General features: G+C 39.3%; 13 protein-coding genes. 4 read left to right on the forward strand and 9 right to left on the reverse strand.

Annotation, left to right across the window (positions count from 1 at the left end):
• The first annotated feature begins 34 nt into the window (after positions 1–34).
• Positions 35–1,582 carry a murein biosynthesis integral membrane protein MurJ gene (gene murJ, locus A6733_RS04775; RefSeq protein ID WP_092411141.1) on the forward strand — a complete coding sequence of 516 codons (1,548 nt, stop codon included), beginning with the start codon at positions 35–37 and terminating at the stop codon, positions 1,580–1,582.
• Here murJ and A6733_RS04780 read toward each other — a convergent pair.
• Genes A6733_RS04780 through A6733_RS04800 form a run of 5 tightly spaced genes read right to left on the reverse strand, consistent with a single transcriptional unit; the run spans position 1,579 to position 5,339 of the window.
• Entirely contained in the window at positions 1,579–3,303 is a 1,725-nt protein-coding gene (locus A6733_RS04780) for a gamma-glutamyltransferase family protein (RefSeq protein ID WP_092402622.1), read from the reverse strand. The two genes, murJ and A6733_RS04780, sit on opposite strands and share 4 nt — an antisense overlap.
• On the reverse strand, positions 3,300–3,956 hold the full coding sequence (adk, locus tag A6733_RS04785) for an adenylate kinase (RefSeq protein WP_092402624.1): 657 nt from the start codon (positions 3,954–3,956) through the stop codon (positions 3,300–3,302). Before adk ends, A6733_RS04780 begins: the two co-directional genes overlap by 4 nt.
• A 46-nt stretch (positions 3,957–4,002) precedes the next feature.
• A complete protein-coding gene (locus tag A6733_RS04790) occupies positions 4,003–4,200 on the reverse strand; it encodes a Trm112 family protein (protein ID WP_092402626.1) in 198 nt (65 codons plus the stop codon).
• Positions 4,201–4,221: 21 nt separating this feature from the next.
• Complete coding sequence (locus A6733_RS04795; protein WP_176695660.1) at positions 4,222–4,662, reverse strand: ExbD/TolR family protein; 441 nt, start codon at positions 4,660–4,662, stop codon at positions 4,222–4,224.
• Positions 4,663–4,700: 38 nt separating this feature from the next.
• A complete protein-coding gene (locus A6733_RS04800; RefSeq protein WP_242641594.1) occupies positions 4,701–5,339 on the reverse strand; it encodes a MotA/TolQ/ExbB proton channel family protein in 639 nt (212 codons plus the stop codon).
• A gap of 254 nt (positions 5,340–5,593) precedes the next feature.
• On the opposite strand from A6733_RS04800, the gene xseA reads away from it, so the two are divergent.
• Positions 5,594–6,943: an exodeoxyribonuclease VII large subunit gene (xseA, locus tag A6733_RS04805; RefSeq protein ID WP_092402630.1), complete on the forward strand. Its 1,350-nt coding sequence runs from the start codon at positions 5,594–5,596 to the stop codon at positions 6,941–6,943.
• 410 nt (positions 6,944–7,353) lie between these two features.
• Here the strand turns inward: xseA and A6733_RS04810 are convergent, their stop codons facing one another.
• From A6733_RS04810 to A6733_RS04820, 3 genes are all read right to left on the reverse strand, one after another.
• A complete protein-coding gene (locus tag A6733_RS04810) occupies positions 7,354–7,899 on the reverse strand; it encodes a hypothetical protein (protein ID WP_092402632.1) in 546 nt (181 codons plus the stop codon).
• Between the two features lie 193 nt (positions 7,900–8,092).
• Complete coding sequence (locus tag A6733_RS04815; protein ID WP_092402634.1) at positions 8,093–8,818, reverse strand: hypothetical protein; 726 nt, start codon at positions 8,816–8,818, stop codon at positions 8,093–8,095.
• A gap of 68 nt (positions 8,819–8,886) precedes the next feature.
• A complete protein-coding gene (locus A6733_RS04820) occupies positions 8,887–9,510 on the reverse strand; it encodes a hypothetical protein (RefSeq protein ID WP_092460521.1) in 624 nt (207 codons plus the stop codon).
• A gap of 952 nt (positions 9,511–10,462) precedes the next feature.
• Between A6733_RS04820 and A6733_RS04825 the strand changes: the two genes are divergently transcribed.
• The gene (locus A6733_RS04825; protein ID WP_092402638.1) at positions 10,463–11,050 is read left to right on the forward strand and encodes a superoxide dismutase; all 588 of its coding nucleotides are present in this window, start codon (positions 10,463–10,465) and stop codon (positions 11,048–11,050) included.
• A 132-nt stretch (positions 11,051–11,182) separates the two neighbouring features.
• Here the strand turns inward: A6733_RS04825 and A6733_RS04830 are convergent, their stop codons facing one another.
• Complete coding sequence (locus A6733_RS04830) at positions 11,183–11,998, reverse strand: hypothetical protein (RefSeq protein WP_092415116.1); 816 nt, start codon at positions 11,996–11,998, stop codon at positions 11,183–11,185.
• A gap of 174 nt (positions 11,999–12,172) precedes the next feature.
• Here A6733_RS04830 and mutS point away from each other — a divergent pair, with 174 nt between their 5' ends.
• Positions 12,173–14,752: a DNA mismatch repair protein MutS gene (gene mutS, locus A6733_RS04835; RefSeq protein WP_141663522.1), complete on the forward strand. Its 2,580-nt coding sequence runs from the start codon at positions 12,173–12,175 to the stop codon at positions 14,750–14,752.
• The last annotated feature ends 68 nt before the right edge of the window (positions 14,753–14,820 follow it).

The raw sequence follows: 14,820 nt of genomic DNA on the forward strand, positions 1-14,820 counted from the left end.
ATGATCACTATTCAACAAATTTGTGTATTCAATCATGTCAACTAATCGACTACGATCGCTGGCAACAGTAATCAGCATGACCCTGGTATCTCGAATATTTGGACTAATTCGCGACACATGCATAGCACACATATTCGGTGCAGGAATTAGCACAGACGCCTTTGTAGTAGCTTTTAGGTTACCAAACCTACTACGCCGCATATTTGCGGAGGGCGCTTTCTCACAGGCATTCATACCGCTACTAAGCCACACAAAAAACTATTCTTCTGTAGAAGAAACTCAGCAACTTATAAATCGTGTTTTCACAATCCTAGTAATAACTACTGTATCAGTAACAATATTTGAGTATTTCGTTGCCAAACAAATAGTGAGTATCTCAGCTCCTGGGTTCATAGGCAAGCCCAGTTTCGATCTTTGTGTAACTTTACTAAAAATAACGTTTCCGTACATTATTTGTATTTCACTTACCACGCTATCAGCGGCAATCTTAAATGTGAATGATCACTTTGCTCTTCCTTCAGTTACTCCAGCTATACTTAACATCGCCATGATAGCCGCAGCTATTTTGTCCCAACTGATGTCAGGAAGTAACAAAATTATCTATCTTGCATGGGGAGTTCTCACTGGCGGTATAGTACAGTGCTTAGTCCAGATACCTTCTCTCAAAATTAGAAACCTACTACCAAGTTGGGATATCAATTTTGGTGATAAACTAGTAAAAAAACTTATCAAACAAATAGCTCCGGCTGTTCTTGGGGTGTCTGTTACACAAATAAGCATTTTGTTGAACACTTTATTCGCATCATTTCTAAAAACTGGTTCCATATCGTGGATTTACTACGCAGATAGACTGATGGAGTTTCCAACAGGAATGTTAGGGGCAGCTCTAGTAACGGTACTTTTACCGGAGATGAGTACAGCCCAAGCCAAGAGAAACTTAGAAAGGTATGGAAACATAGTTGACTGGGGACTGAAACTTACATTCTTGCTAGCCATACCGGCAAGCGTTGCAATAATCGCAATAGGGTACGACATCATAGTAAGCTTATTCGGATACGGAAAGTTCGGAATTCAAGCTGCAATAGAAACACAAAGAGCGCTGTCTGGATACTCTGTGGGTTTACTACCCATAATAGCAGTTAAGGTACTAGCACCGGCATTTTATGCACAACAAGATATAAAAACACCGGCAAAATTAGCTATCCTGGTCCTAGTAATCACGCAAACAGGAAACATCCTACTAGTTAGGCTCTATCAACAAATGGGATTAACGCTATCAATAAGCTTAGGGGCAATGTTCAATGCCACCTTCTTATTTTACAAGCTTAAGAGCAAAGGATCATATGCGCCCAAGCCTGGATGGAAAAATCTCATAATAAAAACAATCATTGGATCGTCAATAATGCTTATATATCTAAAGATGGTAGAACCAGAGGCCCCAATGTGGTTTCAATGGTCTGCGATTAAGAGAATATCAATCATCACCGCTATGTGCCTTAGCGGGTGCGTCGTATACTTTATATCCCTGAGAGCTACAGGAATAGATATAAAAAAGTTTCTTAGAAATGAAAGCCAAATCTAAATGCCTGCCGCCTCTCCATCACGTCTAGGATCAGGAATACCCAACCATTCACCACCAACCCTCTCAATAACCGACATGCCACTAGGTTCAGGAACCAGAACTATTTTGTGCCCCAAAGATCTTAAGTGCCTAACAAGATTGAGCGATACCAGACCCTCCTCTGCCTCAGTCTCAAATCCCCTTGAAAAAATATGAGCCTCAGCAATATTCCTATCTGGATCCTCATGCCAATCAATGGAACGAACCAAATATCCAACCAAATAAGCAGGAATTGCAGAACCACCGGATGAACCCAAAACTAAACACGGTAAACCCTGGTTATCAAAAACAATGGTAGGTGACATGGCACTTCTTGGACGTTTACCGGGAGCAGGCAAGTTTGACACCTCTTCCTTAGGATCTGGTCTAGAAAAATCCAATAGTTGATTATTCAACAAAAATCCATCAACCATCAGACGTGAACCAAAAGCATCCTCAATAGAGCTAGTCAAAGAGACCACCTGACCATAGGAATCAACCACAGAAATTTGAGATGTAGATGGTCTCTCATTTGAGGTACTCTTGTATTTACCAACACCAGAAATGTTACCTGGCTTAAGATCAACAGAGGCTTTATCAGGACTTAGCTGGTGTAAACGAGAAATCTGATATTCCTTAGACAACAAGACATCAGTAAAATCTTTGTCAAAATTTGTATCTCCAGCGTAAGCATATCTGTCAATATAAGCTGCACGCCCAGTCTCAATAAACCAATGCCAAGCACTAACAGAGTGAGGAGGAAATTTCAAGAAAGGAGAGTTCTCCAACAAGCCAAGCCATTCCAAAATCATAGGAGCACCTGAGGACGGCAACCTGGTACTACAAATCTTCCATGCACGATATCTACCGCACAAAGACGCATACTCCTTGGCGCGATAAGAACTTAAATCTTTCATGGAGATAATATTATCTCCGGCACGATTATTAACTGCCGCAACTATATCCTTAGCCCAACGACCTTTATAAAAATTATTAATCCCATTTTTTGCTAAATCCTCAAAAACCTCTGCTAAAGCAGGATTACGCAAAACCATACCTTCACTTACAACATGCCCCTTTGGTCTATACAAAGCACTCGCGCTTGGATCGTGCCATAACATATCCTCTTTTTGCAATTGAACTGCTAGGCGGTGAGCCACAGGATACCCCATGCGAGCCATATTAATGGCTGGTTCAAATAGCTTAGCCCAAGGTAATCTACCAAATTTCTTATGTGCACTATACAACATCGATAACTCACCCGGCACACCTACGCCATCTGCAGAAAGAATTAGATGTTCAAATTCGTGCCAATTAGCACTATCATCCCTCCACCTGTTGATATTAAAATTAGCTGGAGTCACCTCACGGCCGTCTATTGATATCACTTTCCTAGACTTTGGGTCATAAATCGTCATAAAACCACCGCCACCAATACCAGATGCTTGCGGCTCCACCAAATTAAGTACTAGTTCCGCAGCTATCGCAGCATCTACGGCTGAACCACCCTTGATAAGAATAGTCCTAGCAACATTAGTAGCCACAGGATTAGCAGTAACCACCATTGCCTTCTTTGAATGTGCAACATCATGTATACTGAAGCCGGTGTGCGCCTCTGGCATACGGGGGACAATTGCATAAGAAGCACTAAAAACAAGTACAAGTAAGAAGAAAAGTACGGCCCTGAAAAAAGGCATGTTCATGCAACCTCCCTTAATACTGACAAAATTTTCCTAAAAACTATGTTTACCGAACCTATGCCATCAACGCAAAAAAACAAAGGCAAGGAGTCTCCACTTAAATTCTTATAAAATTCAACCAACTGCCTATTGTGCTCATGGTATACACTTAGACGCCTTAAAACTACCTCTGCTGAGTCATCATCACGTTGTACCAAAGGATCTCCAGTATCATCATCAAAACCTGGAACACGAGGGGGATTGTAGTGAGTATGGTAAGTACGTCCAGATGCTGGATGTAATAACCGACCACTCAACCTCTCTACAACCACTGCATCGGGAACATGTATCTCCACCACGACATCCAACTTAACACTAGCGCTAACTAAAGCCATAGCTTGAGATACGGTCCTTGGAATACCGTCCAACAGGTAACCAGAGCCACAATCTGGAAGCTGAACACGACTCTCAACTATGCTGATAATCAAACCATCTGGAACCAACAAACCCTTCTGGATTATGTCACTAACCTTGGCACCAATCTCAGAGGAAGAGTCCTTAACAGCAGATCTAAGCATATCTCCAGTCGATATTTGAGGAATACGGAAATGCTGGCAAATCAATGCCGCTTGGGTTCCTTTACCTGCGCCTGGTGGACCTAACAAAACAAGACGCATTACTGTACATCCTTGTCAATCTCAATCATTAAAATAGCCAGCGAATTTATTTATGCGGCACATCAAATTCACCATCAAACGGTACGGCCTCAGATTGAATCAAAACTGGAATACCATTTCTGACAGGGTATGATAGACCATCAGCACAACAAACCAAACTATGTTCACTAGAAAAAAATTTCAGTGGGCCTTTACACAGTGGGCAAACAAGAAGATCAATAAGCCTAGGATCAAGCCTACTCATACTATCTACTATCTCCTCAATCTAATCTTTTTTATACATAAAAGGATCACGAACAGTAAAAGCTAAATGAGCAACGTGAATTTTTTCAATAGCCTCCATAACACCAACTACAGACTGAGTGGGGGCCTGTGCATCTGCATTTATTACTACAATCGCCTCAGAAGGAGAAACTTGCCGATCTTTAATCATATCAAGAATCGAATCAGCAAGGTTACCAACATACTTGGAAGAAATGTGATGCGATGAAACAACATAATTCCCATTTCTAAGAACCAAAACCTCGAATTCAGAAGAAGGATGCAGATGATCCCGCTTAATAGCAGTAGGCAAGTTTATATGGTAGTGGGAAAAACGATTATATGTAGTTGATAACATAAGAAATATAAGAACCACCAGTAGCAAATCTATCATAGGAATCAAATTAATCTCTGGATTATCGCGATTGCGACGGCGGAAAAACATAACAAAATGCCTTATTGCAATTGTAGTAGTAGAAAAAATCATCGTTCAGCGTAAGCTTCTTGCACAGCATAAAAAAAATTCATGGATATGTGCTCCATATCAGACAAAAAGCCATCTGCAACGGAACGAAAATAGCGATAGCAGATCAACGAAGGTATGGCCACAGCCAGTCCCAGAGCCGTATTGTACAGTGCAACAGATATACCATGAGCTAGAACAAGAGGATCATACGATCCATCAGTAGAGTGTGCAGCAAAAATTTCTATCATACCAATAACGGTACCAAATAAACCCATGAGAGGAGCTATAGACGCTATAGTTCCAATGGCATTCAAGAATCTCTCCAGCTGACGTGACACAAGTAAGGACTCAACAGACAAAAGCTCACGCATTTTTTCAGGTGAGGAATTGGCATGCCGCACTATCAATGAGAGGAAACGCCCTAAAAGGGAGTGAGAAGACAAATTTTCCAAAGTAACGTCAGGAAGCATGTATGTTTGCCTATACTCATTGAGCACCTGCTCGGGCAACTCCGGTGGAAGCACACGGGACCTGCGAAGAAACAAGAAACGCTCAACAATAAAGGAAAGAGAGGCCACGGACAAGCTTAACAACAAAAAAATCGGCCACCCACCGGCAATGATCAAGCGAAATATAGACATCGTCTCTAAGCACATAAAGTATGTAATACAAACATTATGCCAAACATACAACTTTTAAAAAAGAGGTCCCCAAACGTCCACAAAGACTGTGGATAAGTTTGTGGGCTAGACTTGTATGATATCCCTCAAGAGCCGTTTTTATTCCATTGTCCTTGCTTTGATGAAAAAATTATCAAGAACCTAAATTAGAACGGACCTCATTTACACATGTAAGTAAAAGTAATCTATAATTGCCATCATACTAGGAGCGAAAATTAGGATCACTACGAATGTTGCCGGATCAAGATGTTCTTACTGTTAGCGCACTGAATAGATTAATAAAAAACACATTGGAAAAGAACTTAAGTCTTGTATGTGTGGAAGGTGAGATTTCAAATTGCGTTCGTGCATCGTCTGGGCACATTTATTTCTCACTCAAGGACGACCTAGCGCAAGTTAGGTGCATATTATGGCGCGGCATAGTAGGTACTCTCGAAACCATACCTCAAAATGGCGACCAATTCCTTGTATATGGAAATTTAACGGTTTACGAAGCACGTGGGGATTATCAAATACAAGTTAAAAAAATAATACCTCGTGGCAGCGGGCAGTTATACATTCTTTTTGAAAAACTCAAAAATAAACTAGAGAAAGAAGGATTATTTGATGTCACACGTAAGAGCCAATTGCCCAGGTACCCGTTATCAGTAGGGATAGCAACATCTCTGCAAGCTGCTGCACTTATGGACGTAATGTATGTTATACGACAAACCAGACCAGATATAGAAACTATAATATACCCTATACCTGTGCAAGGCAAAGGAATTGGCGATGTAATTGCGCAGACTCTGCGCATCATATACGAGCGTTATGAGGTAGACGTTCTTTTAGTGGTTAGAGGTGGCGGGTCCATGGAAGATTTGTGGGCTTTTAATGAAGAGGTAGTGGCACGTGCAATATTTGAATCACCCATCCCTACCATTAGCGGCATAGGACACGAAACTGATTTTACAATATCTGACTTCGTAGCAGACGCTAGAGCACCAACACCAACCGCTGCTGCCCATCTACTAGGCAATACAGCACAAGAGAAAAAAAATCTGCTACATATCTACCAAAGAATGAATCAACATGTATCCAGCCTGTGGCACCAAAAACAACAACACCTAGATCGTGCTCAAATGAAGCTCCAGCACCCCATAACCAAACTGTACAAACTCAGGCAACAGCTACAAAGCCTGTGCCACAAGATGACTGGACAGGTTCATAATAAATTGAGCGTAATAACTAAATATTATTACCACCTATCGCAGCGCCTTGATAGGTCTATCCCCTGCTGCAATATGCAAAGAAGGACTTACGAGAAACTCCTGCACCGTCTGTCGTTATGTTTACGTGTTTCATTTGAAACAACTAAAAATCGTGTACAAAAAATATCTCAGTCACTGATGCACCTCAACCCTAAGGCTGTTCTTGAAAGAGGATATAGCATGACCATGGATAACGAATGCCGTGTAATTAGCAGCTTCTCCGAAGTATCACCACCTAAAAAAGTAAAAATTATACTCGGGTCTGGACACTTGGAAGCCTCAGTAACACTTTCTTGCCCACCATCAGACAATGATGACAATACTAAATAAGTGCAATAAAAAACCACAGTACGTAGCTAGTATAAACAAGAACAGACAAATACAATTGTCTATCAGGATATTTAATTTATTACAGATCATGTTTTACCACAAAGAGAAGGAAAAACAGAGAAGCCATATTATTTGCTAATCTCTAGTCCTACACATCCTAATTATGCGGGTGATAATCCTAATCTGCAAAGCTATTACTACACTATAAGCTCTATTGAATCTCTTCTTAGAAGAACTGAATTTAATTTAGGAAGCAGACCTTAAACTAACTGTCTCTAACAGTCATCATCAAGAACTAAGTCATAATCATAAACATCAGTCGTACTATGTCTATATTAGGCCTTGGCAATATAAAACGTATCGACAAATAGTACATTTTACCCATTTTATTAGCAGACTTTTTAATGTCACTAGTATCCAACATCCTTGTATGTTGCAGCAATACCTTCCACATCAGAAAATTTACTCTTATTTTTAACACATCTAGAGCGTGCTTCTCCCTTTTGAGGTGATGCCCTGGTGAAATTGCCAACATTATCCTCTTTTTCATAAACCGAGACACTGGTAGCAAGAGAAGCACTAGCACTTTCTTTATAAATTGTACCTCTAACATTATCTGCTCGCTTACCCTTAGCACGAAAAGCACCTTTTCTACTGAAAGATCCAGTGGTGTTAGTATACGGTTTGTCTTTGCCTCCGGATAAGTAACCTAGCCTAGAGCCCTTAACGATGGATCTAGTCTCATTAGACCTAACAGAAGCATCAACATCTTTCTTTCTAATCATAAGCAATCTTAACTTTGCAAGAACATCAGGTAGTGTATTGTCTGCCCTAGAAGATGAAGGTGTGTCTACTCCTACCTTAATATCAGAAGTACCGGAGACATTATCACCCAACCCAGCAACACTAACCCTCTTTACCTTAACCTTATCATCACTGCCGCTAACAGGTATCATAAGCCCTCCATCATCTTATTTTTATCTGTACAAAAAATCATGTTAATAAATTTTATCACTTAAATAATTACAGATAATTAATCAAAAATTACATATGGTTATAGCTTTAGCAACCTAATTCATTCATGTTATGGGAAAAAATGCCTCCTGTAACAATAAATACTAAATGTAAAAAATATCATCCAAATACTATTTATTCGAAATCTGAATCATCCTGTCTATCTGGATCATTTATGTATCTAGCATATTTGTTGTCTATTTCATCATATGCATAACCAACATCATCAGGATCTAAATGGCGATCGTATGTATGAACTTGGTGTATATTGGAAATAGCAACCTTTTTCTTCGCACCATTAGAACGATTTTTTCTACCTAAAAAATCATCCACTTTATCAAGAAAAACAGCGGCATGTTTCTTACGAAAAACATGAGGTTCATTTTTTAAAATACCTTTAACAGGTTTTTTTGTACCGCCAGCTGCTCTACTGCCATAAGCAGTATCATAGCCAGTAGAAACTTGATTAGCAGCTTCCAAAACACTAGCACCTGAGCTACTACCATGGTGCCGCATAGCTCCTTTTCTTTTCAAACCACCAACTGATCCTTCTTGCATATCAGAAACACCAGGTCTCGCATAAGTATGATCGTGTTCTACTCTTTTCAATTTTGGAGCAGGATAGGAATCGGGATCGCTCACGAGAGATCTTTCCTTAGGTGTTCTAACAATAACACCTCTGCTGCCAGAAGAAGCATTACTCGATGCATTGTTACTCAAAATTACTCTTCGTACCTTCAAGGTAGGCTTGGGTCCAGAACCGCTACTGATAGCACCAGAGCTTCCAGAATTATCTTCCGTTGAAGATTTTTTTCCTTCCGTATGTCTAATTACTGTAGGTCTATTATTAATATTATTCATTTTTATGCACCTCCCACCTAAGGTAATAAACGGATTACTAGTTATAAGAAATAAGGTGATATCTATAATTAGGCAGGTAAACCCTCCCTGGAAGAAGCCTTTTTGAAGCCTCTCTTAAATCCTTCCTTATAAGCAGCACTGAATGCGTCTTTGGGAGATTTTCTGATTGCAGCACTAATATCAGAAATTCCCAAAGACTCAATAAAGGCAGATAATTTCTTACCTTCATTAGCCAATCCTTTTTTGTATCCAGCAGCTAACCCTCTCTTAAATCCCTCTTTCGCATATGCTCTAGATTTATCAACGCCTCCAAATTTATGCCCTGAGCGCATCTCACTAACAAATTTGGAACGCGCCTTCTCAAAGGCTTCGAACGACCCGCTACGAATCACCTGCTCTCCATTAGTAGTATGTTTCGAGGATGTTTCAACAACACCTGACTTAGCAGATTTAGGTTTAGCTCTAGCTTTAGTAAATAATGAGCGAAAGTTGCTCCATGATCTCCTAACTTTAGTTAATTTATCTCCCATACCAACATGTTCACGCCTCGCTCTAGAAAATTTACCTCCAATAATCTTAGTTAAGGTACGACTTCCACTTCTTGCAGTACTTACTTCATCTTCTTTAGAATAAATATCTTGGGGATAGGAAACATTAGGTGGCATACCATTGCTGTGAATCGGACCACTCATTGTCCGCCTCCTAACTATTATTTTTTATAATAAATAAAAGCAAATAAATCATGGATGATAAATATCAATGTCATTAATAATTAATCTATGAATACAATCCAATATAGACAAAGGTAAATCACTAAAAATCAGACAATGCCTTTGAATATCTATTTACCCGTACTTCATCATCTAATAATTATGAAATTAAATTACCAAGCATAATCAATGCAGTATAAGCTATAAGAGAACCAAAAATCATTAAAAGAATACATAAACTAAGTATCAAGAACTTACATTATGTGTTTATGCAGTAACTAGAAATTTAAGCAACAAATCACCTGCAAAATTATCTGCAATATATTGACATAAATGAATACACAATTTCTTCATAATTAGGTAAATACAATTTTTGCTAGCGTTATTTATAAATAGAAATCATTGATAAAAAATTAGGGTGATCTTAAGTATTAATTTTTACATGATTCCAATTAAGCTAATAAACTTTAAAAATGCAGAAATATAGACATGGGATAAACTGAAAACATTTGTCAATTTTATTTGACTCCTCTCTATAAGTTATAGATCCTCTACAAATTGGAGCCTCCCTCTACAGACAGGAACCTATAAAAACGTTACTTAAACTTCGGTTGTAGTGATTGCCATTGTCGCTTATTGAGAATGAGAATTAATAATAAAAACCATACGGCAGAAACAACTAATAGCTTTTATAATCTAATATTACTTGATGTAATGGTAGTGTAGTTGCCCAATGTAACGAATGTGAAACCACCTATTGGCATGGTGCAAACACTACTATAGGACACTATCGCCTCATTGCTAATTATAAATACAATACACAAACTTTAATTTATAGAAATTACTCATACTACAAAAACATTGGTATCATGTAATAATTAATGCGTAGTACTGATATTTTTTGAGTTTAAAATTGGCATAGAAAGGACCGTAAATGAAGCACGAGCTACCACCACTTCCTTATGCTTATGATGCCCTGGAACCCCTTATATCAAAGGAAACACTGATTACTCATCATGATAAACATCATGCTGCATATGTAAATAATCTTAACAAGCTCATAGTTGGAACTGAGTTTGAAACCGCCACACTTGAGGATATTATCCGCCAATCTAGTGGCAAGATATTTAACAACGCAGCTCAAGTATGGAATCATAATTTTTATTTTGAATGCCTACGTGAACCATTAGAAGACAATAAACCTTCTGGAACCTTATTAGCAGCTATAGAAAAACGCTGGACATCATTTGGCAATTTCAAGAAAGAATTTACCGACTTTGCTGCTGCTTTGTTTGGCTCTGCATGGTCTTGGCTAGTAATTACACCAGACAACACAATAGAAATGCTTGGAACAAGTAATGCCAGTACTCCATTGACTACCGATTCTAAGGCACTACTCACATGTGACGTATGGGAACACGCTTACTACATTGATCATAGAAATGTAAGAGGAAACTATCTTGAATCATTCTGGTCACTGGTTAATTGGGATTTTGTACAAAACAACCTATCTAGCCAATAACAAAAATCAACCACGAAATATATCATTAAGTCCTGATATAGATGATAAATCTAGCTCGTGCCTATATCTGTACAGCTTGCGGGGTTTCTATGCCGCAAGGTGTACGTATAGTACGGAAGACCATCGGGCAGGCTATTCTCTGCCATCAAAGTTGCCTAATCTTTCATAAAACATGATCTGCCTTAAAATTTCCTCCTCATCCTCACTAAGTACTGTAGGCAATTCATTGCCTTCATCGTAGTTGTCAATCTCAGAAGAACTAACTACACCCTCAGAAGAATAACTCTCTCTTCCGATTGTTCCGGAGCCCCCCTCAGATGCTCTATCATAGAGATACATAGCCTCCATAGTTTCATCGTCTGAATCGTAGTCACTCCTTGACCTTACGCCTAAAGGATCAAGATATACGTCGTCATCGTCAGAGTGTATCGAACCATCATCAGTAAAAACTGAACCAAATGAGCTTACAGAATAAGTATCATTATCACCAGCATAACCTTCTTCTATGTCATCATAATAATGATCTGACCTTACTGAATCATCGCTAGAAATCGACCTAACTGAATGTTCAGATCTGATAGAATCACTCCTAGAAATAGCCTCCGCAGCTCCTGCAGCGCCCGCAGCAACTGATCTATTATGACCACTGCGTTTTCTTGAAACAGCACGACGTCCCGGACCATTTCTGACAAAATTCCCTTCCGCGGGATTAGGACCACTATCTCCTCTACGACCTGTAGAAGAAAACATTTGCTTCAATGAACGAAGAAGTGACCGTCCCTCTCCTGATGAGAATCTCCCATGGGAGGAAGAACGCTGTGCCCTAGAGTTACCATCATCACTAGCAACAGAAACCCTACCTCTATCCTCGCCTTTATGATGATCAACGCTATCAACTGCTTCATTAGCAACAGAACTATTTCTACCAGATGAACTTGAAGGGCGCATAAACCTTCTCCACATTTTAGCGAATCAGGTATAGACCCTCCCTACTTGCATTCTTCTCCCGCACTAAATAAATGCAATCACTAACGATATTAAATAGCGTTAACACTGTACTTTACTTTAGTGGAGAAGAATGGCATTTTATTAGCTCGTAATAGGTTGCTTGTGGTAATTTATATGCCCGTTGCCGAAGATTCAGTGGTGCTCTCTCCGTCCATGCAGCATTACGTCAGTCTAAAAAATGATCACCCAGATGCCTTCCTAATGTACCGCATGGGTGATTTTTATGAGTTCTTCTTTGATGATGCTGTACAGTGCTCATCCATATTGGGAATAACATTAACTGCCAGATCCAATATACCTATGGCTGGAATACCAGCTCACCAATTAGAGCAGTACTTGGCAAAGCTAATACAAACTGGGTACAAGGTAGCAATATGTGATCAAGTTGGACAAAGAAAGGTCAAGGGCAAAGTTGTAATTGATCGGGAAATAACACGGATTGTCACCCCCGGTACTGTAACTGATTCTCAATTACTAGAATCTAAATCTGATTCCTGCCTGCTTGCCTTACATAAGAAAAATGACCGACTCGGCATGGCTTGGATATCGGTAACCCAAGGCATCATAAATGTTATTGAAATTACATATAAAAATATAAATGACTACTTAAATATCATAAGGCCGGCTGAAATAATTATTTCAGAACACTCTAATATCTCAATTGATCCTTCTCAGTACCTAATAACCAAGGTGGACGAATGGTCATTTGATTCAGAGCATGGATATGATCGCTTATGCCAACACTTTTCGCTAACTTCACTAGATTGCTTTGACATTGGGCGTAAGGACATTAGTACTGGAGCAGCTTACGCAATACTGTGCTACATAAACAAAACACAAAAAAAGGTTGGCCAACACATCAATAAAATAGTAAAAGAAAGCTCGGATAAATACATTGCCATTGATGAAAAAACTAGGATACATCTCGAAATAACTGACAGCCTGCATAAGAAGAATAGCCACACCATATTATCCATATTCGATCATTGCGTAACTCCATCCGGCAGCAGATGGGTAAGACATGCCTTGCATCATCCATTTAGTGAACAATCCCTAGCTTCTGATCGCCATGATGCTATCGATTGGCTGTTAAAGATTAATGCAGCACACAAAAAACATTACGAAACCGTTCATTCTTTCCTAAAAAGCACGGCTGACATGGAGAGAATAACAGCACGATTATCTATAAAGACGATACGCCCTAGAGAACTTGCTTCCCTGAGGGATACAGGACACGTACTACCCAAGCTTTTTGGATACATTAACCAACACAAAGATTCCCCCCGTCTAGTGCAAGACATGTCTTCGCATTTTTTACTTCCTGATGAATTAGTAAATTTGTTGGATAATGTTATTGCAGAAGAACCATCACAATGTGTACAAGACGGAAACGTTATACGTAAGGGGTACGATAAAGAATTAGATCATTATTACAATTTGTACAAAAATGCCCAAAATTACATTCAGGAATTACGCGATCGTGAAAGGGAAAAAACTCAGATTAATTCTCTTAAGATTGCGTATAACCGTATATGTGGGTATTACATTGAGATTACACCATCTCACAGCAGTAAAGTTCCTCCCTACTACCAAAGAAAGCAATCCCTAAAAAATGCGGAACGCTTCACTACTGAAGAATTAATGAAACTTGAAAGCGAAATATCCTTAGCGCAAACTAAATCAATAGAAAGAGAATTAGAAATATTTTGTGAATTGCTTGAGTCATGTCAGGTATTTGTTAAGGAATTGCAGGAGTGTGGAAGATCACTATCTCTATTGGACGGTCTTTGCTCATTTGCGTATGTAGCCCATCACAATAGGTACATACGCCCAGAATTTTGCTCAGAACCATACTTGGAAGCACTAGAGGTGCGTCATCCAGTAGTAGAGCAGCATGTTACTCAGTTTGTGCCAAATGATGTAAACCTGTCTTCAAAAAGGAAGTTTACCATGATCACCGGACCCAACATGGGTGGTAAATCGACTTACATGCGTCAAACGGCCATACTTGTTTTGTTAGCTTATTGCGGTAGCTTTGTACCGGCAAAATTCGCCAAGGTAGGAACAATAGATCGTATCATGACCCGCATAGGATCATCGGACAATCTTTCTCAGGGTCAATCTACATTCATGGTAGAAATGTCCGAAATGGCCAAAATCTTAAGACAAGCTACGGCGGAAAGCCTGCTTCTAATAGACGAAATTGGCCGTGGAACTTCAACATATGACGGATTATCACTAGCTCAAGCCATAATGAAGCACATCATAGAAACAAACAAATCACTGTGTTTATTCTCTACTCATTACTTCGAGCTAACAGAGGTTATATCGACCTACCAGAATGCCACTAATATTCACCTATGCGTAGACGAGAGCAGCAGCGATATCACGTTTCTACACACTGTAGAAGATGGCGTAGCACAAAAAAGCTATGGTATACACGTAGCACGTATAGCTGGAATACCAGAAAAAGTAATTTACTATGCCCAAGAGTTGCTAACTCAGCGTGAATCTGGTTCCTACTTAACAAGAAATGACATGTCTTCGTTTAATAAAAGCAAAGATGAAATTTGCAGTAACTATAACAGTGTAATAGATCATATAAAGTTACTATCAATAGACAATATAACACCAATGGAATCTCTAGATTTGCTAAAAACATGGCAAGAAGAAATGCGTAAGCCCCTACCCTAGCTGAGACATTGGCTTAAATAAAGACCGAGCGTGATAGCATCGGCGAAAATATCACCCACAAGTTACTC

It is taken from the genome of Candidatus Ichthyocystis sparus (assembly GCF_900078745.1).
GTDB lineage: Bacteria > Pseudomonadota > Gammaproteobacteria > Burkholderiales > 2013Ark19i > Ichthyocystis > Ichthyocystis sparus.

What these genes read in the sequence shown, in the direction of transcription:
- murJ (WP_092411141.1), top strand. Translation starts at nt 35, where the DNA reads ATGTCAACTAATCGACTACGATCGCTGGCAACAGTAATCAGCATGACC.
- A6733_RS04780 (WP_092402622.1), bottom strand. Translation starts at nt 3,303, where the DNA reads ATGAACATGCCTTTTTTCAGGGCCGTACTTTTCTTCTTACTTGTACTT.
- adk (WP_092402624.1), bottom strand. Translation starts at nt 3,956, where the DNA reads ATGCGTCTTGTTTTGTTAGGTCCACCAGGCGCAGGTAAAGGAACCCAA.
- A6733_RS04790 (WP_092402626.1), bottom strand. Translation starts at nt 4,200, where the DNA reads ATGAGTAGGCTTGATCCTAGGCTTATTGATCTTCTTGTTTGCCCACTG.
- A6733_RS04795 (WP_176695660.1), bottom strand. Translation starts at nt 4,662, where the DNA reads ATGTTTTTCCGCCGTCGCAATCGCGATAATCCAGAGATTAATTTGATT.
- A6733_RS04800 (WP_242641594.1), bottom strand. Translation starts at nt 5,339, where the DNA reads ATGTGCTTAGAGACGATGTCTATATTTCGCTTGATCATTGCCGGTGGG.
- xseA (WP_092402630.1), top strand. Translation starts at nt 5,594, where the DNA reads ATGTTGCCGGATCAAGATGTTCTTACTGTTAGCGCACTGAATAGATTA.
- A6733_RS04810 (WP_092402632.1), bottom strand. Translation starts at nt 7,899, where the DNA reads ATGATACCTGTTAGCGGCAGTGATGATAAGGTTAAGGTAAAGAGGGTT.
- A6733_RS04815 (WP_092402634.1), bottom strand. Translation starts at nt 8,818, where the DNA reads ATGAATAATATTAATAATAGACCTACAGTAATTAGACATACGGAAGGA.
- A6733_RS04820 (WP_092460521.1), bottom strand. Translation starts at nt 9,510, where the DNA reads ATGAGTGGTCCGATTCACAGCAATGGTATGCCACCTAATGTTTCCTAT.
- A6733_RS04825 (WP_092402638.1), top strand. Translation starts at nt 10,463, where the DNA reads ATGAAGCACGAGCTACCACCACTTCCTTATGCTTATGATGCCCTGGAA.
- A6733_RS04830 (WP_092415116.1), bottom strand. Translation starts at nt 11,998, where the DNA reads ATGCGCCCTTCAAGTTCATCTGGTAGAAATAGTTCTGTTGCTAATGAA.
- mutS (WP_141663522.1), top strand. Translation starts at nt 12,173, where the DNA reads ATGCCCGTTGCCGAAGATTCAGTGGTGCTCTCTCCGTCCATGCAGCAT.